At 54.3% G+C, this 19,220-nt stretch carries 13 protein-coding genes and 1 pseudogene; 4 read left to right on the top strand and 10 right to left on the bottom strand.

Features of this window, described 5'->3' with window-relative positions; genetic code table 11:
- Positions 1-473: 473 nt before the first annotated feature.
- The 4 genes from ACFQUU_RS16120 (at position 474) to ACFQUU_RS16105 (ending at position 5,939) form a co-directional block, all read left to right on the top strand.
- On the top strand, positions 474-1,616 hold the full coding sequence (locus tag ACFQUU_RS16120; RefSeq protein WP_382248899.1) for a glycosyltransferase family 4 protein: 1,143 nt from the start codon (positions 474-476) through the stop codon (positions 1,614-1,616).
- A gap of 54 nt (positions 1,617-1,670) precedes the next feature.
- Positions 1,671-2,840: a glycosyltransferase family 4 protein gene (locus ACFQUU_RS16115; protein WP_382248897.1), complete on the top strand. Its 1,170-nt coding sequence runs from the start codon at positions 1,671-1,673 to the stop codon at positions 2,838-2,840.
- A complete protein-coding gene (locus ACFQUU_RS16110; protein WP_382248895.1) occupies positions 2,830-3,597 on the top strand; it encodes a WecB/TagA/CpsF family glycosyltransferase in 768 nt (255 codons plus the stop codon). The genes ACFQUU_RS16115 and ACFQUU_RS16110 overlap by 11 nt, the downstream gene beginning before the upstream one ends.
- Before the next feature lie 260 nt (positions 3,598-3,857).
- Positions 3,858-5,939: an acyltransferase family protein gene (locus ACFQUU_RS16105; RefSeq protein ID WP_382248893.1), complete on the top strand. Its 2,082-nt coding sequence runs from the start codon at positions 3,858-3,860 to the stop codon at positions 5,937-5,939.
- A 144-nt stretch (positions 5,940-6,083) separates the two neighbouring features.
- Here ACFQUU_RS16105 and ACFQUU_RS16100 read toward each other — a convergent pair whose 3' ends face one another.
- The 10 genes and pseudogenes from ACFQUU_RS16100 to ACFQUU_RS16055 form a co-directional block, all read right to left on the bottom strand.
- Positions 6,084-6,968 (bottom strand): polysaccharide deacetylase family protein, encoded by an 885-nt coding sequence (locus tag ACFQUU_RS16100; RefSeq protein WP_382248891.1) that lies wholly within the window; start codon positions 6,966-6,968, stop codon positions 6,084-6,086.
- A gap of 63 nt (positions 6,969-7,031) precedes the next feature.
- A complete protein-coding gene (locus ACFQUU_RS16095; RefSeq protein ID WP_382248889.1) occupies positions 7,032-8,306 on the bottom strand; it encodes a glycosyltransferase family 4 protein in 1,275 nt (424 codons plus the stop codon).
- A 42-nt stretch (positions 8,307-8,348) separates the two neighbouring features.
- Complete coding sequence (locus ACFQUU_RS16090; protein WP_382248887.1) at positions 8,349-9,485, bottom strand: GNAT family N-acetyltransferase; 1,137 nt, start codon at positions 9,483-9,485, stop codon at positions 8,349-8,351.
- 657 nt (positions 9,486-10,142) lie between these two features.
- Complete coding sequence (locus ACFQUU_RS16085; RefSeq protein WP_382248885.1) at positions 10,143-11,264, bottom strand: family 16 glycosylhydrolase; 1,122 nt, start codon at positions 11,262-11,264, stop codon at positions 10,143-10,145.
- 373 nt (positions 11,265-11,637) lie between these two features.
- Positions 11,638-12,606, bottom strand: a complete 969-nt coding sequence (locus ACFQUU_RS16080) for a family 16 glycosylhydrolase (RefSeq protein WP_382248883.1) — start codon at positions 12,604-12,606, stop codon at positions 11,638-11,640.
- Positions 12,607-12,972: 366 nt separating this feature from the next.
- Positions 12,973-13,584, bottom strand: coding sequence for a family 16 glycosylhydrolase (locus ACFQUU_RS16075; RefSeq protein WP_382248881.1), 612 nt, complete (start codon positions 13,582-13,584; stop codon positions 12,973-12,975).
- Between the two features lie 1,392 nt (positions 13,585-14,976).
- Positions 14,977-15,876 carry a family 16 glycosylhydrolase gene (locus ACFQUU_RS16070; protein WP_382248879.1) on the bottom strand — a complete coding sequence of 300 codons (900 nt, stop codon included), beginning with the start codon at positions 15,874-15,876 and terminating at the stop codon, positions 14,977-14,979.
- On the bottom strand, positions 15,873-16,913 hold the full coding sequence (galE, locus tag ACFQUU_RS16065) for a UDP-glucose 4-epimerase GalE (protein WP_382248877.1): 1,041 nt from the start codon (positions 16,911-16,913) through the stop codon (positions 15,873-15,875). Before galE ends, ACFQUU_RS16070 begins: the two co-directional genes overlap by 4 nt.
- Before the next feature lie 200 nt (positions 16,914-17,113).
- Positions 17,114-18,760 (bottom strand): FAD-dependent oxidoreductase, encoded by a 1,647-nt coding sequence (locus tag ACFQUU_RS16060; RefSeq protein WP_382248875.1) that lies wholly within the window; start codon positions 18,758-18,760, stop codon positions 17,114-17,116.
- 250 nt (positions 18,761-19,010) lie between these two features.
- Positions 19,011-19,220, bottom strand: a pseudogene (locus tag ACFQUU_RS16055) (phosphomannomutase/phosphoglucomutase); the annotation flags it as partial.

Raw genomic sequence — 19,220 nt, 5'->3', positions numbered from 1 at the left:
TACGCCGCTGCCTCATGCAGGTAGCGGCGTATCCGTTCGTCTGCGCGCTTGGTTTTCTGTCGGCGTTGCCTGCGCCAATACACCGCTTCCTCTATGTGTGTGCGAATGAAGATCGCGTTAAATATAGTTACAAATGAGTCGTGTGGAAATGCCTTTCATTTGATTTTTCGCCGAGTGCTATGCGTTGCCGCCTTCACAATAACTGCATCACGGCAATCTTCGAAGTGTGCGGTTGATTGTCGGCGCAGTGGATCAAACTGGACCTGTGACGGCAGGCAGCGCCGAATTGATGCATCGCCGATCCGACTACCGGCCGGGCGAAGCAAGCACAGTTCTTGCACCGCTCAGGAGTGGACAGGATCCCCTTACAGACCAATAACTCGGATATGGAAGATCGAAAAAATAACAGGTCGCACATCGCGCCAGTCACGGAACTTAAACCGCATTGCGCGAGGTCCGGGAAAGGTGCGCCCTTGAAGGTCGCGTTGATCACCAACCATCCGCCGCCCTTTCGTATCCCCATTTATGAGCGGGTAGCGAAGGTGCCTGGTATCGATTTCAATGCCATCTTCTGCAGCGAGCGCGAGCCAAACCGGCATTGGGATTTGCCGCCGCTGCGTTTCAATCATGTATTCCTGAAAGAGCGTTTCGTTACTCGCGGCGACAATTTCATTCACAATAATCCAGACGTACTGTCCGCGCTCGGCAAACTGTCGCCGGACGTCATCGTGACAACCGGCTTTAACCCGACCTTCCTGTACGCCTTTGGTTATGCGGTAGCAAAGAGCATCGCGTATGTACCGATGACCGACGGTACCGATATATCGGAGGTATCACTATCGCGCTGGCATAAGGCGATCCGTCGCATCATTTACCGTCGCTCCAAGGCCTTCATCGCTGCGAGCCATGGTGGCCTCAAGCTGTATGAGAGCTATGGCATCCCGCGCGAAAAATGCTTTCAATCCTGCCTTTGCATTGACAATAATGCCTATTCAGAAGCGGCGAACGCGGCAAATGAGATCGGGAAAAGTTTCGACCTGATCTTTTGCGGACGTATCGTGCCGGACAAGAACCCCTTGTTTGCGCTGGATGTCGCTGCCGGCGTCGCGGCCAGGATGGACCGCAAGGTCAGCATTCTTTTCGTTGGCAGCGGCGAACTGGAGGAAGAGGTCACCCGACGTGCAGCATTCTTGTCGGATCGCGTGCAAACGGTTATCAACGGCCACGCGCAACAGGATGAGCTTCCGGCTCTGTATGCCTCGGCACGGGTTTTCCTTTTCCCCACCGCGCGCGATGTCTGGGGAGTTGTGGGTAACGAAGCGTGCGCCGCTGGCCTGCCCATCATAGTTTCGCCGGAAGCCGGCGTAGCCGACGAGCTTGTTCTGGAAGGTGAAAACGGTTTTGTCTGTGGCCTCGAACTCGAACAGTGGATCGATCGTGCAGTGTTATTGCTTAGCAACGATGCGGTGTATCAGCGTTTTTCGGAACGCAGCTACACACTGGCATCCCATTACACCTTCGACCATGCCGCGATGGGAATCGTCGACGCCTGTCGCTATGCAGTCGGCCTGCACCGCGACGTCGCACCAGATTTATCAGACTGGAAAGTAGGGTAAATAAATGATTCCGTGCCCTCTCTCCTGCTGTTACGACGACTACGGGGTCTGCCAATGAAGATCCTGGTTGCACACAATGCTTATCAGCATCGCGGTGGCGAGGATGCCGTTGTTGATGCCGAAGTCGCCTTGCTCCGTGCCCGCGGCCATGCGGTCGAAGTCTATCAACTGCACAATGATGCGCTAACCCACATGCCGCGTGCCGTGGCGGCTGTCTCCACGATCTGGTCGCAGCGCTCCGCCAGCGATATCGATGCGTTATGCGATAGTTTTGCGCCAGATGTAATCCATGTCCACAATACCTTTCCATTGATCTCTCCTTCCCTCTACTGGGCAGCGGGGAAACGGCGTGTGCCAGTCGTTCAGACCTTGCACAACTTCCGGCTGCTATGCCCGCAAGCGATTTTTCTGCGCGAAGGGAAGATTTGCGAGGACTGCATCGGAAAGGTGCCGTGGCGCTCGGTCACGCGCAAGTGCTACCGCGAATCCGCGATGCAGTCGGCAGTGCTCACCGGCATGCTGGCAACGCACCGCGCGATCGGGACGTATCGTGATCGGGTAACGCGTTACATTGCCTTGAACGAGTTTGCACGCGCCAAATACATTGAAGGCGGCCTGCCTGCCGCTCGCTTCCGGATCAAGCCGAACTTTGTGCCTTCAGCCGCGGAACCGTCCTGGGACAATCGCAACGGCGGCATGTATGTTGGTCGACTGTCATCGGAAAAAGGACTGGATGTACTTGCTGACGCGGTTCGCCATGCACCTTCAATCGGCGTTGACGTCATCGGCAGCGGCCCGCTGGAAGCGCTTGCGCATGAGGCATTCGGCGCGCGCTACCTCGGCTTCCGACCGCTGGAAGACATCATGGCCAGGATGGGCACCGCGCAGTTCCTGGTATTGCCAAGTATCTGTTATGAGAATTCGCCGCGCACCATTGTCGAAGCGTTTTCATGCGGCTTGCCCGTTATAGCGAGCCGACTTGGAGCACTGGTCGATATCGTGCATGAAGGCGTCACAGGACTTCTATTTAATCCGGGCGATGCCGCGGACCTTGCGCAAAAAATGGCATGGGCAACGGCACATCCGGAGCAGATGGCACGCATGGGCAGATCCGCTCGTGCGGAATACGAGGCGAAGTACACGCCGGATCGCAATTATGAAATGCTGATGGACATATATGAAGATGCAATTTCCACACTTAGAAGAGAACGTCATGCCGCGTAAGGGTCAAGCCGTGCTGGAAGCTTTCATCGACGCCTTGACGTGGGACGAAGCCGTAGGGCAGATTACAAGATGGGGAGCGGCACGCGAGTCGCGCTACGTCTGTATCTGCAATGTCCATTCCGTGGTGACGACGACTAGCGATGTCGAATTCAAGATCGCGGTGAACAATGCTGACATGGCGACGCCAGATGGCGCACCGATTGCCTGGGCGTTACGGCAGTTCGGTTATGCTTCTCAAGAGCGTATCAACGGTCCTGATCTGATGATGAAGTATCTTGCGGAGGCGGAACGGCTGGGCCAGACTGTGTTCTTTTATGGCAGTACAGATGCAACGCTTGCCAAGTTGCGTGTCGCATTGGCCAAACTGTTTCCCGGCTTGCGCATCGGTGGAACCTATTCGCCCCCGTTCCGTTCCCTGTCGCTCGAAGAGGACGAAGAGATCGTTGAAATGATCAATGGATCAGGCTCAAATGTTGTCTTTGTCGGATTGGGATGCCCAAAGCAGGAGAAATGGATGGCCGAGCATCGTGGACGGATCAACGCCGTGATGATCGGTGTCGGCGCAGCGTTCGATTACCATGCCGGTGTCATCAAGCGAGCGCCAATCTGGTGGCAACGCAACGGCCTTGAATGGCTCTATCGTCTCGGATCCGAACCACGTCGCTTGTTCAAACGCTACATGGTGACTAACACCTTGTTTATGGTCGGCTTCCTTCGCCAGTTCGTCATTGCCAAGCTGCCGCTTGGCGATGCGTGACGCAGAATTGAAGCAGCAGGTACTGGATAGAGCCGTGCCTGCTGCTCACGATATCCGTCCCCCGCATTCCGCCCTTCGCTGCACCACCATCCTTCAGTGCCTTTCCGTCAATTGCCCTGGATTATCCCCTTTGCGTCGCGTCATTACCACACTTGTGCAAAGTCAACATGGCCCTTATTGGAAATCAAATCGACAAGGCGTCACAGTGCAATGATAGCAATCAGGCAACATAAGCCCCGTGGCTATCTGACATAGACGCCTTGGTCGCTTCATCACAGAGAATTCTGCTGCTGTGTTTCCTCTTACTTTTGTTCTTCGAAATGACGACGAACCCATTTGCTCAATCTGCTCATCTTGCTTACCGTCCTGATATCGATGGCCTGCGTGCCATCGCCGTACTTGCGGTCATTGCTTTCCATGCGAGCTCCACGCTTGTTCCGGGTGGCTTTGTCGGTGTTGATATTTTCTTCGTCATTTCAGGGTTCCTGATTACCGGGCTGATCGCCAAAGCGCTGGATGCCGACCGCTTTACCTTCACTGAGTTTTACACCCGGCGAATCAAGCGGATCTTTCCAGCATATATTCTTGTGGCGGCGACCACATTGGTAATCTCATCGTATCTGCTGATTCCAAACGACTACATCTTCTACACCACTTCCCTCGCAGCGTCGTGGGCGTTTCTATCTAATGTGTTCTTCTCCATGCTCAGCTGGGGTTACTTTGGACAACGGACAGAAGAGTTTCCGCTGCTGCATACCTGGTCGCTTTCCGTCGAAGAACAGTTTTATTTTATTTTTCCAGCCCTGCTGATGCTCCTTTACCGCTACGCGAGAAAGCAAGTCGTTCCCGCGCTGGTGGTTCTCGGTATTGGCTTCGCCGTGCTGTCGGAAATGAAGACCGGCGAAATCAAAGCCTACTTTCTCTTGACCTCACGCGCCCATGAATTGATCATCGGTGCGCTGACGTACTTCGTTTCGCAGAAGTCGCCGATTCGTTCGATGGCAGCCTCCAACGTGTGGGCAAGCCTCGGATTGACGTTGATGATAGGTTCGCTGTTCATGATTAACAAGGGATCGTCTTTCCCCGGCGTCAATTCGCTCTACCCCTGCATCGGCACTGCTTTGGTGATCTATGCCTGTACCGGCAGCAATGCACTCAAACCAGTTCTTGGCAGCAAGCCCTTCGTCGGCGTCGGACTCATTTCCTATTCCCTTTACTTATGGCATTGGCCCATTTTTTCCTTTCTCCGATACCGCCGCATCGAGATCACCTTTTGGGTGGGCATCGCTGCCGTGGCGCTCGCCTTCCTGCTCTCCTGGCTGACATGGAAATTCGTAGAGACGCCGATCCGAAAAAGCAGATCGATCCAGTTCAAACGTGCTTTTGTGCAGATATACATGGTGCCTGCCACAGCTTTTATGGCGGTCGGCCTTGCGTCCTACGTCACTGAAGGCGCACCGCAGCGTTTCTCAGTTGAGATCCGTGAGCTGATTTCGAGCTACTCGTTTGAACGTGACCTGACACGTTCCTGCTCCATCCGGGCCGAGGATTATCGCAAGATCACGATGGACTACCTGCTGGGTAACTGTGCCTTCGGCGACACGGCTCAAGGCAAGGCCGATGTCTTACTGATGGGAGATTCCCACGCACACCACTTCAAGCCCTTCGTGGATGAACTGGCAAAGGCTGCCGGTCTCAAGGCGATCTACCATGTTCAGGGCACCTGCTTCCCGACGGCTGCTCAGGCCACGGATAAGCATCCGGAAAACGGACCATCGACATGCCAGCAGCGTAATAGTGACCTACTGGAATTGGCCAACCAGGTCAAATATGTGGTCATGGCCGGCTTCTGGGCATCGGAACCCTGGCGCGACTTGGAAAAAGAAATGATGTATGCGACCGGTAAAGTCGTCGACGCAGGCGCAATCCCTGTCATTTTCAAGGACAATCCTTTCTTTGAACCAGACCTCTCACAGTGCATCCTGCATCGTACGCGCGGCTGGCTTCCTGCGGATCGCAATTGCAATATCCCGCTCAACTTTGTGAAGGAAACACAGGCCGGCGTCGATGAGATCATCGACAAAGTAAAGGCCAGATACCCGGCGACGGTGATCATCGACCCGAAGAAAATCATGTGCACCACGGATGAATGCGTAACCTACATGGGCAAGATCGCTTTGTACAAGGACGCCAATCACATCAATACCAAGGCGTCCCAACTGCTGGGCGCCCGCTATCTCACCGAGGTAGGCAATCCTCTTGCTGGTCCAGCGACCCTGGTTCCCGCGAACGAGCACGCCCACGCAGAGATGGCACAGGCATCTGCAAAACCGCTTGAGTAAAATTCGGCGAATGCCTTGAAGCGCACCTTCGTGAACCGGGGTGCGTTTTTATTTTCTGAAGTCACTACGAACGAGCCTGAAACCTTTACGCATAAAAAAGCGGCCTGTTAAGGCCGCGATGATCTTATGAGGATAAGTGAGACTTCAGGCAGATCCTACCGCTCCGGCGGTGCCGGGCACCCACAGCGAGCGGACAGCAAGTTCTTCATTGGTAAGGCGATTCTGGCTTGAAACGGCGCAAGCGACATGTGCAAGGAAGGCATCGAGTTGTTGCCAAGCATTGAGCTCGTCGAATTGCTTCGAATGCCCCCAGAGATGGAAGGTGCCGTTACTACGCACCGCATGGTCGAACATTGCATATAGTCGCTTCATCCAGTCACCATGCTGAATGGCAAGCTGCAACCCGGCCGTACGCCTGAACCAGTTTCCCGACCCGGCGAAATTGCGCAGGTACACTGCGCGATCATGGGGGTAAAACTGTACGGTCGTCGGCATTTCAAAGGGCCGGTGACCTGCGTCGAAGCACAAGTTCATCGTTGTACGTGCATAGCTGAAACCGCAGGCACGCACGAGTTCGACATCACGGGCCAGATAACGACCACCCGGATAACAGAAGCCGTTTACCGGTATGCCCAGGACGTCTTCCAGGTATTTCTTTCCATCATTTATCTGATGGTAGGCCTGCCAGATATCGACTTTTTTTAGATAGCGATGGTCATAGGTATGCGAGCCGATTTCAAATCTTCTGCCAAGCTCCCGGATTTGCGCATCCGGCAAAACATCATCTCCCTCGCAGTTTCGGATCGGTACGAAAAACGTACCACTCAAGCCATGCTTATGCAAAAGTTCGGCAGTCTTCATATCGGACGGATGACCATCGTCGATAGAACACGTAAATAAAGGGCCCATCATTGGCTCCACTCGATTTTCTCCTTCGACGTCTGGCGGCATTCCATTGGGCAAACCGGAATCAACCGCAGGGGCATTGCTCGTGCGGGAACGGTCGTCCGTGGAGAGTACTGCAGCCATAAGCGGATCCCTATTGAATCGTCGACGCAGATATTCTGTCTCATGCCGTTATCCCGTTCTGGATCAGGAACTCATCGCCCTGCTCGCCTTACGTGGCGCGCCGGACGACAACGCATAACGACAAGCTTCGACGACACCCATTGCGGCGTTATCGAAACTATATTCTCTCACCAGGGTCAGGCTACGGCGAGAAAATCTCTCCCACATTGTCTGATCCGTGAGCAGCGACGTTGCGTGATCCGCCCAACGTCCGACATCGAGTTCCGCAACAAAACCATTTTCTCCATGGACGACAAGTTCGCCAGCCGCCCCGGCATACGGTGTAACGATCACCGGCAACGCAGCGGCGCAGGCTTCATTAGCAACCACACCCCAGACATCTGCGTGTGTGGGAAACAGAAAAAGCCGGGCTGAACGATACAGCGAAGGCAATTCCCCCTGCTTTGCAAAGCCATGGAAATATGCAACGACACGACTCTTCTTGCCTTCAGCGGCAGACTTCACGCGTTGTTCCTCGCTTCCTGAGCCGACAAAAAGGATACTGGCCTTACGCCCTAAGCGACGAGAGACTTCTTCGGCGACTTCCAGCGCAAACATCGGGCCTTTTTCCGGTACCATGCGCCCACAAAAAATCAGGTCGAACTTGTCACCCTCGTGTTGCGGCGTGCACTGGTAGGCTTCATTATCGATGCACAGATACGATTTAAAGCATTGTTCGGGGACGACGCCATAGCTCTCGAAGAGGCGTTGTCCGCCCATGCTCGCCGACAGATAAGCTTTCGAACGCCCATAGACAATTCGGCGAATCAGCTTGTGCACCTTGCTCAAATTCAATTCAGATTCATAGGTGCCGTCGGTGAGCGGTACATGAGGGATACCCTTGAACATGGCATAGCCGAAGGCGTAAAGCTGGGTCGGATTCAGTCCGTCTGTCACGATCACGTCCGGTCCAAAACGTTTAAGCGCAAGGACCACATCCGGATTATTGTGGATGTAGCGTCCTTTGACTGTCGTGATCCGTTCATTCAGAAAACAATGGTCGAATTCAAATGCCGGTAAATCCCAGTGCCGGTTTGGCTCACGGCGAGCACAAAAAATCACTTGTAAGGTGATCCCGGGAATGCGCGCAATGCGGTTAAATACAGGAATGCGATACGGCGGCGGCTCGTTTGTAATTAAGGCAAGTCTTGTCATGGGTAAATGGTAATGTTTGTAGAGACACAGCAACTGAGCTAAATCATGAAAAGAGGCAAAACCAGTCCAGCAGCCTGCGCTCGATAGTAACCGACCATTTTTGTTACACACTTGATCAACACCAGACGCTTGGTAGCCAGCCACCTGAGTTGAAGCAATAAACGTGCGATCCCGGCGGGTCGAGCATCAATTCTCATGTGCCGACTGGATCAGGCCCGGCCGTTTCCCCCGATAAAGATCCTGGGCAATATGCCTTGCTCTCTGAATATGTTGCATAAGCCGGCGGGCGCGCCGCGACATCGCGGTATCGCCATACTTGATCCAGAGTTTGGCCTGCCGTGCATAGCCATCCCTTGCCTGCTGCAACGCCAGATCGGCATGACGTGCCATATGCATCCATGACCGGTATAGCGTCACATTGTCGAGGTCGCGCCGTACCGCACCCAGCATGAATTTGTAGTCATATCGGCCCCATAGAAAATGAAATTCTGTCGCCCCACGCGCGATGCATTCGCAGATGGTCCGATAACAGCACAAAAAACCGACCCAGTAGTCGTCATAGTGCGGAGCATGCGCGAGGACATTCAAAAAATAATTCGAGCCGGCACGATAGCTCAGCGCCCCGCCTGCGATCTGGCCATCGATGGTCATGATGCCCATCAGGCCGCAGCCCTTTACCAGGCGAATGATGCGCCGGGTCTCTTCCTCATTGATGACAGAGACGATATTCTTGTCTGCCATGCGGTCATGGTTGAACCGAATCAATGCCCGCACATCCTCTTCTCGCACGGAACTTCCTTCATAGACCTCGAATCGGCAGCTTGGAAATGTACGCATGAGACGGTCTGTGTAGCGCTTGATGTTGCGCCGTGTATTCTTGCCGAGGCTGGCCAGGTACTGTTCCGTAGACGCAGGCAGGCGCAGCGTGATGTCCTCAAGATGATTGAAGCGCTGATGGGGAAAGCCCAGGTCGTCACCGTCGGTCTCGATCGCCTTGAACGAAATGGTCTGCACATCCGAATAGCGCTGGAAAACAAAATTGGCAAAACGCTGAATGTCGTCGGCTTCGAGGCGAATGGTCTCGTTGAGCACCTGGATACGGCCGTGGTCTCGCTTGAACATCAACAGTGTGATGATCTCCCCACCGCGGCTGACGACATAGGTGCTGGTGGTGCCGGCCACCCAGCCATAGACGCGAAATTCAAGAAGCGACGAAAAAATATTGCCGTACAGGCGGTCCATCTCGGCTTCAACAAAGGACGGCACTTCGTTGTCGTAGCAAGTGATGCTGATGCTGTGATCGTTGGTGGTTGCGACGTTCATGGCTCACCTGACAGTGTGATGGGAGAAGAAGACTGGCGGCGGTATTAAAACCAGCCGTCTACTGCAGGGAAAAGCTTACCGGACGCATCTGCCGTTGCTGAAAAAGCTTGCATTGCTTCTTGTCTCTACTGAGGAAGTTATGTTTCTTCTGTCATACAAAAATGCGTCAGCGGTTTTGAAGTGCCCATGGGCTTTAATCTTCAGCCATATATTTACTTGTTACTCACTCTTAGCAAGACATGGGCCAGTTGCATTTATAGCTGTAACGCACTGTTTTCCCGGTCTATGTCCGTCCGCGTTTCGACCTCATGCACAACTCAGCATTCCGGAAAACGCCTACGCACATTTGAGTAAGGCCAACCTTGCTGATGAATTTGCGCCGTGTAACGCGTTATCCTGTGAACGAGCCGCGATTTTCGATATTTCACATCGAGGGTAATCACACAATCGTTCTTGGAAATAAACATTGCGCACAAAAAAAGGCCGGCTATTCAGCCGGCCTTTTCGATGTCGCGTAGTGACTCAGTTACATGCTTAGGAAATATTTTCAAGTTCACAGCATATTCAACACACCTTGGTGCATGCGGGTGAAGTATCTACTGCATGATTAATCTCTCTGACGCTCACTCTCGATATATCAAATCTCACGCTTCTGTCTTACTTGAACTGCCATGCGCGAATGTAGTTGACTTCGAAGGAGTTGGTCTTGCCCTGTGGTGTTGAATCATCCGGTGTACCCGACGCGCTGCCATACCAGAGGTCCAGCATCAGATACATCGGATCACCCATGCTGACGTTCAGCGTCAGGACTTCCTTGCCATCGAAGTAGTAAGTCTGCTTGTTCGGTTCCCACTTGACCGCATACTTATGGAAGCCGGCCGACAGGTCCATGCCGGTGTCGTACTGGCGCGAACCAACCAACTGGCCTTCCTGGTCACCTTTCCATACGGTCGGTGCGTAGGCTGTCGGATGCGCAACGCCATCGATGTTCACACCCCATGGTGCGGCGCCGCCTGCGTAGGCTTCCATCACATCCATCTCGGGACGACGGCTATCAATGTGGTTGAACAGCCAGAATGCAGGCCATGTGCCTTTACCAACCGGCAGTTTGGCTTCGATCTCGAAGTAACCATAGGTCTGGTAATACTTGCCATCGGTATCGACGGTGCGATTAAAGAACTTGCCCGATGCGTCACGCTGCGGCCAGATCTTCAGCTTGCCGTCTTCGACCGTGTAGTTCTTGGTCGGGTTGGACTTCTCGTACCACATGTGGTCATTCCACAGGTTGGTGTTATAGCTGTTGAACTCATCAGAGAAAGTCAGCTTATAGGCGCTTGCGTCCTGACCATAAGGGGTCATCGCAGTAGCTGCAGGTGCAGGTGCAGGTGCCGGCGCTGGTGTAGAGGCAGGAGTTGATACAGGTGCTGATGTCGCTGGCGGCGTCGACGTGCCGGATTCAGTAGCGTTCGCTGCCGGCGCTGCAGCCGACCCTGTGGTGTTATTAGTACCCGCCGATGCGTCTGCGCTCGACTCGACGTTGGCAGTCATGGTGGGCGTGGCGCTCATGCTTGTTGCGTCTGCTTCTTGAGCATTCGTAGCTTCTGGAGTGGCCATCGCGACGACCGTTGCCGCGCCTTGGGTAGTCTCGGCTGCGAGCGAGCTCTGTGCAACAGGCGTATCAGCGGACCCACCACCACCGCCGCAAGCGGTCAGCAATACAGCAGCACATGCGCACGTAAGGGTAGAAATGGAAAAGCGATGAAATGTGGATTTTTGCATGATGGGTCTCCTGGACAGATGAAAGGCGCGACGAGCATTCTCACCGGCAACGTTTCATCAGAGCATTGGCTTCTGGAATTGGTTCCAGGAAATTGTCAAGAAACCCGAAATATTTTGACGCGGGGAAATAATAGAAAGCTGCAAAGAAACAACAACCTTGTACGGCCTTACTGTTTTTCTTCGAAACAGTTATGGCTCGTACATGTCTGCTGGATAAGATCCATGGTTTGCATAAGGGTGAGCGAACGGGTGTGCAAGTCAGCCGGGTATAAAAAAAGGCCGGCGATAAAGCCGGCCTTGGAAAACGCAAGGTCCTTCCTTTGCGTCACATGCTTCTTCTCAATGGTGAACCTCGATGGTCCCCATCAGTTGGTTACTTCGACTTCCATGCGCGAACGTAGTTGACTTCGAAAGAGTTGGTCTTGCCCTGTGGTGTTGAATCATCCGGTGTACCCGACGCGCTGCCATACCAGAGGTCCAGCATCAGATACATCGGATCACCCATGCTGACGTTCAGCGTCAGGACTTCCTTGCCATCGAAGTAGTAAGTCTGCTTGTTCGGTTCCCACTTGACCGCATACTTATGGAAGCCGGCCGACAGGTCCATGCCGGTGTCGTACTGGCGCGAACCAACCAACTGGCCTTCCTGGTCACCTTTCCATACGGTCGGTGCGTAGGCTGTCGGATGCGCAACGCCATCGATGTTCACACCCCATGGTGCGGCGCCGCCTGCGTAGGCTTCCATCACATCCATCTCGGGACGACGGCTATCAATGTGGTTGAACAGCCAGAATGCAGGCCATGTGCCTTTACCAACCGGCAGTTTGGCTTCGATCTCAAAGTAACCGTAGGTCTGGTAATACTTGCCATCGGTATCAAGCGTACGATTAAAGAACTTGCCCGATGCATCACGCTGCGGCCAGATCTTCAGCTTGCCGTCTTCGACCGTGTAGTTCTTGGTCGGATTGGACTTCTCGTACCACATGTGGTCATTCCAGAGGCTGCTGTTCAGGCTGTCGAACTCATCAGAGAAAGTCAGCGTATAGGCATTGGCGTCCTGGCCAAATGGCGTCTTGGGCGCGGCTGCAGGAGCGGTTTGAGTAGCCTCGGGAATGGATACGGGAGTTGTTGCTTCGGGCGTTGCGGTTGCCGGAGTAGCCTGTGCAGCATCAGTTGTGTCTGCGGCAACAGCTGCGGGATTTTGAACTTGTGCGGATGCGAGCAGTGCGGAGTCAGCGGTAGTCGCTTCACCACCGCCACCACCGCATGCGGCGAGCAGAACGGTTGTGCAGGCGCAACACAGTGTCGAAATTGTGAGTCGGTGTAGGGAGGATTTAAACATTCGAGTTCCTTTTTCGTCTGATTGATGGTAGCCAATAATTCTCATCAGCAAGTGCATGTTCAGAGCTTGCTGATCGGAAAATGGTTCCGGCAATCACCAAAAAACTCGAATTTTTTTGCCTTTATGAAAGCTTTGCCAACACATTTCTTAACGTTCTGTACAGCTTCTCGTAGATGAAATTGCAAGGAACGATGAAGAATTGCACAATTGTCTTTTCTATCGACCAAGTCCTACCCAGGAACTTCATCCCGAGATAGATCGGTATGACGAAAATGCAAAAGGCCGGTGCATGGCACCGGCCTTTTGCTTTATGGATTACAGCGTTATTACAGCTTAAGCAACGCCATCACCATGTGAAGTTTCACTTTATTTAAACTTCCATGCGCGAACGTAGTTGACCTCGAAAGAGTTGGTCTTGCCCTGTGGTGTTGAATTGTCAGGTGTGCCAGACGCGCTGCCAAACCACAGGTCCAGCATCAGATACATCGGATCACCCATGCTGACGTTCAGCGTCAGGACTTCCTTGCCATCGAAGTAGTAAGTCTGCTTGTTCGGCTCCCACTTGACTGCATACTTATGGAAGCCGGCCGACAGGTCCATGCCCGTGTCGTACTGGCGCGAACCAACCAACTGGCCTTCATAATCACCCTTCCACACGGTCGGTGCATAGGCTTGTGGATGTGGAATGCCGTTGACATTAAATCCCCATGGTGCGGCGCCGCCTGCGTAGGCTTCCATGACATCCATCTCGGGACGACGGCTATCAATGTGGTTGAACAGCCAGAATGCAGGCCATGTGCCTTTACCAACCGGCAGCTTGGCTTCGATCTCGAAGTAACCGTAGGTCTGGTAATACTTGCCATCGGTATCGACGGTGCGGTTGAAGAACTTGCCCGATGCATCACGCTGCGGCCAGATCTTCAGCTTGCCGTCTTCGACCGTGTAGTTCTTGGTCGGGTTGGATGTTTCGTACCACATGTGGTCATTCCACAGGTTGGTGTTATAGCTGTTGAACTCTTCCGAGAAGGTCAACGAGTACGCGCTTGCGTCCTGGCCAAACGGCGACATTGTTGAAGGCGCTGGTGCGGGTGCAGGCGCTGGTGCAGGCGTCGGAGCCGGTGCAGGTGCTGGAGCAGGCGTCGGCGAAGTCGTAACCGTCGTGGCTACGTCGCATACTTTATTTGCACCTGGATTTGGGTCACCGAAGACGTTGTTATTACAGGCGATCGAACCGGTTGCAGTACGTGTCGCCCATTTATCATTCAAGCCATAACGAACCTGTTTGGTGCCACTGAAGTTGCAAGTCCCATACTCGGAGGCACAACGGGTCCATGTCGTGGGTGCCGGAGCCGGGCTTGGGGCAGGTGCTGGTGCGGGAGCCGGTGCAGGTGCGGGTGCGGGCGCAGGAGCCGGCGCCGTTACTGTTGTCGCCACATCACATACTTTGTTTGCGCCGGGATAAGGATCACCAAACACATTGTTATTGCAGCCGATGGATCCAGTTGCCGTGCGTGTCGCCCATTTACCGTTCAAGCCATAGCGAACCTGTTTGGTGCCGCTAAAGGTACAGGTGCCGTACTCCGAGGCACAACGCGTCCATGTAGTGGTGGTAACTGGTGCAGGCGCCGGTGCTGGTGCTGGTGCAGGCGCTGGTGCAGGCGCTGGTGCTGGCGCCGGTGCAGGCGCTGGTGCTGGCGTTGTCGTAGTCGTCGCGTACTCGCAGATCTTGTCGGCGCCTGGATTTGGATCGCCGAAGACATTGTTGTTACAACCGATGGAGCCAGTCGCGGACCTGGTAGCATATTTACCATCCAGGCCGTAGCGCACCTGTCTGGTGCCACTAAATGTACATGTTCCATACTCTTCTGCACAGCGAGTCCAAGTCGTTGTGCTGACCGTGGTCCCTGCCATCATGAGGCTAGTATTTGTTTCGGCCGATGCAGTTTCGACCGATGTGCCGTTTGAACCACCGCCACAAGCGGCAAGCAGGACTGCGGCCGCAGCGCAGGAGGCTGCCGATATAGAATTCCGATGAAATGACAGACTTAACAAAATAATCCCCTCTGATGTAGACAAAAATCGTGCTCGTAAGCAACAAGACTTTCTTCAGAGCATTTCCATCTGGAAATGGTTCCAGGAAACTTTGAAATTTTTATGGCTGTTTCAGTCTGTAACAAGTTGGCCTGTAATTTCTACGCCGGAATACTCCTATTGAAGACGGACTAAACCTGCGTACGCGACTCTCTATTCCCTGTAAGAGTGCTTTGAATGGGGATATCAAAATAAAAAGGCACCGTTAAGGTGCCTTGGATTAACTGGATTGGTAGCGGTGTGCTTGCCTCACCATATGCCAGCAATTTACTGCTGGTGTTATTCGCGCATAAAACGTTTCATTTGCCACGCGCGAACGTAATTGATTTCGAATGAATTCGCCTTGCCTTGCGGTGTGCTGTCGTCCGGGTCGCCGCTCGAACTCCCGAACCAGAGATCAAGCATGATGTACATCTGATCCGTCATCTTCGCTTCCACTGTATGCAGCTTCTTGCCGTCGAAGTAAAACGTCTGACGATCAGGCTCCCACTTGACCGCATACTTATGAAAGCTCGCCGATAAATCCTTCTTTGCCTGATGCTGGTATTTACCTGCCTCGACGCCTTCATCAAGCCACACGGTCGCACCATAGGAAGTAGGCCGTGACACGCCGTCGGCATCGGTATATCCCCATGGATCTTCGCCCCCGGCATAAGCTTCCATCACGTCGATCTCAGGTCGTCGCTTGTCAGGGTGAGCGAAGAGCCAGAATGCTGGCCAGGTCCCCTTCCCTCGTGGCAGCTTTGCCTCGATTTCAAAGTAGCCATACCGTTGCTCGAATTTGCCGTCGGTATCGATAGTCCGATTGAAGAATTTTCCGCTCGCGTCGCGCTGCGGCCATATTTTCAACGCGCCTTTCTCTACCGTATAGTTCTTGGTCGGGTTGGGCTTCTCGTACCAGATATGGTCGTTCCAGACCTGCGGATTAAAATGGTCGAATTCGTCAGCAAAAGTGAGTACGAATTCAGTCGCATCCTGTCCGTAGGGTGTTCTCACGGCAGCTTGTTTGGACTTCGACAGTTTGGCGGCTGCCAGGAGCGTTTGCTGGCTGAATGCGGGTTCTTCGCCACATGCTGACAGGCCAAATACGGCAAGCGATCCAAGTAAGGCGGCGCGCAGTAGATATTTATTGGTCCGCATTGCATTGTCACCTTTCATCCCTGATGACGATAGCGTCATGCCGCCTTGCTTGGCGCGTGGAATCCAGTTGGATTCGTGCTCTGCCAGCGCCAGTGGTCGGCACACATTTCCGCAAGCCCTTTTTTGGCGCTCCAGCCAAGAATGCGTCTTGCATTCGCAGGATCCGCATAGCAGGTCGCGATATCGCCAGGGCGACGCGCAACCAGTTCATAAGGGATACGGCGCCCGCTCGCCTTTTCAAAGGCGCTCACCATCTCCAGTACGCTGTAACCCTGGCCGGTACCAAGATTGAGCGTAAAGCTTCGGCCCGAGCGGAACAGTTCGGCCAGTGCCGCGAGGTGCCCCTGTGCGAGGTCGACGACATGGATATAGTCGCGCACACCGGTACCATCGGGCGTCGGATAGTCGCTGCCAAACACTGACAGCTTTTCGCGCCGACCCACGGCTACCTGCGCGATGAATGGCATCAGATTGTTGGGAATGCCGCGCGGATCTTCTCCGATCAAACCGCTTGGATGGGCCCCAGCGGGATTGAAATAGCGAAGCGCGCCGATTGCCCATGACGGATCGGACTTGCCAAGGTCTTCCAGGATCTGTTCGACCATCAGCTTGGAACGCCCATAAGGATTGGTCGTCGAAAGCCGCGCGCTCTCGGTAATCGGCACGGTCTCCGGGTCGCCATACACGGTCGCCGATGAACTGAACAGAAACTTTTTAACCCCTGCTTCGCCCAGCGCCTGCAGCAGCGTTACCGTACCACCCACGTTATTCTCAAAGTAGGACAGCGGGTTGCTGACCGATTCGCCCACTGCCTTGAGACCTGCAAAATGGATCGTGGCATCAATGCGGTGCGTGCGTAGCAAGGCATTGAGGGCCAGTCGGTCGCGGATATCCGCTTCATAAAACGGAATAAGTTGCCCCGTGATTTTTTCGACGCGCTTGAGCGATTCGGGAGAGCTGTTACACAGGTTATCCAGTGCAACGACGGAGTAACCAGCGGACAAAAGCTCTACGCAGGTATGTGAACCGATATAGCCTGCGGCGCCGGTAACAAGAATAGTTTTAGTTGTCGTCATGTTCAGTTGGGGAGACTCCTGGTCTTCCAGCGTCTCTCAATTAAATCCGGGATCTGTCAGCCAGCCGGGGTGCCGCCGCGGCAAAGGACAGGTTTGCTTTCCCACTGCCGCATGAAGGCGCCGGAAAGTGGGCGACGCCTAATTCGAAGTGCGTCGTCCACGCTTGCTGCCGGCCGGATGAGTGAATATAGGTGTGGAGCTTATGCCGCCTCCATCGTGACATCTACGCTAGGGCGCTTTACTGCGCGCACCAGGTGTTCAGACAAGCGGAATGCCAGTGCAGCCAGCGTGATGGTCGGGAAATTGGCGCCGCAGGTCGGGAACACCGAGCTGCCTGCCACGAACAGGTTGCTCATGCCGTGCACCTTGCAGTTGCGGTCGACCACACCTTCCTTCGGTGAATCATGCATGCGCGTCGTGCCCATGTGATGCCAGGTACCTTCCAGATCGTTCGGCCACTTCTTGCCTTCGATCGGTGGATCGAGATCCACTTGCGCAACACCGCTGCGGCGCATGTCGTCGGCGAGAATCTGCAATGTGCGGTCAAAGGTACGCTGCACTTTCGATGTCAGCTTCCAATCGACCCGCACGCGATTCATGCCGAGCTGGTCCTTTTGCGACGGCGACAGCATGACGCGGCTGTTCGGATCTGGTTCCGGCTCCACGATCAACTGGAATTTCACGCCCTGGATCAGCCAGCGTGGCTGGAACAAGCGCGTATAGCCATAGCCCAGGGTATCCACCGGATGGGTGGCCATGGTGAGAATGTCCTTGGTCAGGCTCCAGTCCTGCTGATCTTTTTGCAGCAATGCTTGCTTGATGCGGAACAGCGCCTGGGCGCCTTCGCTGCCTTCGCCAGGGAATACCGAGTTGAACCATACCCGCGCATTCAGGATGCCTTCCTCCTGCATCACTTCCGGTGTCAGTGCAAACTGATGCGCAACATGCGTACCATGCGCCGCAACCGCGGCATTCATGTAGTGATACTTCACGTCGGACAGCTTGTTGCGGCTCCACTCCTTTGTAAATCGGATATTTCCGGTCAGCAGACGTGGATGATCCATGAAGAAGCGACCCACCAGGTCATTGCCATTACCAAGGCCTGCGGCTTGCACCTTGTTTGACGCAAGCAGCAACCGTGCATTCTCAATGCCCCCGGTTGCCAGCACGTAGAAGCGTGCCTTGACTTCCATGTACTTGCCGGTCAGCGTCGCAACCTGGATGCGGGACACGGTCTGCGCCGAATGGTCGGTATCGATGTTTGTCGCATTCGCATACAGGTAGACGCGAATGCGTTTTGAATTCTTGAGCGTCTCGCGGTACATTTTGCCGAAGCGAGCCGGCGGGCTGAACTGCGAAATTGTGTCACGTACTTTGCCCGAGACCAGCGGCATACGGCGCACATCCGGACGGCCGATCGAGCGCTCCCAGAAATCCGGATCAAAATTGTTCGGGCCCAGCTTGAGCAGTGCGTGCGTACGGTCGTAGTACGGCATCAGTTCGTTCAGGCTGAAAGGCCAGCCACTGTGCGACACCCAGTCACGCTTCTCAAAATCCCAGGGATCGAGCGGACGGCACCATCCGCCCCAGCAGTTGCTGCTGCCACCAAGGAAACGGCTGCGACTGCCGTCCGCAAAGTTGTAGCGCCACTCGCCAACATCTTCACCGCGATACAAGTCACGCGTGTTGTCATCAGGTTTGAAGCCGCCGCTTTCCAGCAACACCACGTCAATCCCCTGTTTGTCGAGTTCCATGGCGAGTGTGATGCCGGCGACACCGCCACCGATGATACAGACCGTGCCTTCAGTCACGGTGCCTTGTTCAACTTGTCGCGTATCGATAAACATTGTTCTTGTTTTCCATCCAAAAAAGTTTCCCTTATGGCTGCCGGTGAAACATGCACTTGTCACGCTGTCCCGTTCACCGCGCCAACCTGCCCTGCCATAACCGGTCTTGTTCAACCATTACCGATCGGTGGAGCTTCTCTTGACTTGCCCATATGCAGTAGGCTGTATTCAAGATAGATTGCATTTCGTTACATCACCTTGACCTACATTAGAAACTCTTCATCGCGTGCACCAACAACACCCTGTTGCATCAAAAGGACAACACGGCATCCGGCTTGGCGGCCAGGATCGCTTGTTTGAACTGGTTCTGAATACGCTGCAATGCTGCTTCGTTTTCTCCCTCAAAGCGCATCACCACCACCGGTGTGGTGTTGGATGAACGCGCCAGTCCGAACCCATCCGCATACTCGACCCGCAAGCCATCGATGGTGACGATCTGCTCGGCATCCGGAAACTTCGC

This window comes from Herbaspirillum sp. GCM10030257 (assembly GCF_042666555.1).
Taxonomy (GTDB): Bacteria; Pseudomonadota; Gammaproteobacteria; order Burkholderiales; family Burkholderiaceae_D; genus Noviherbaspirillum.
Note: the sequence above shows the minus strand (reverse complement) of the source record. Positions and strands in the feature narration are given on the sequence as shown.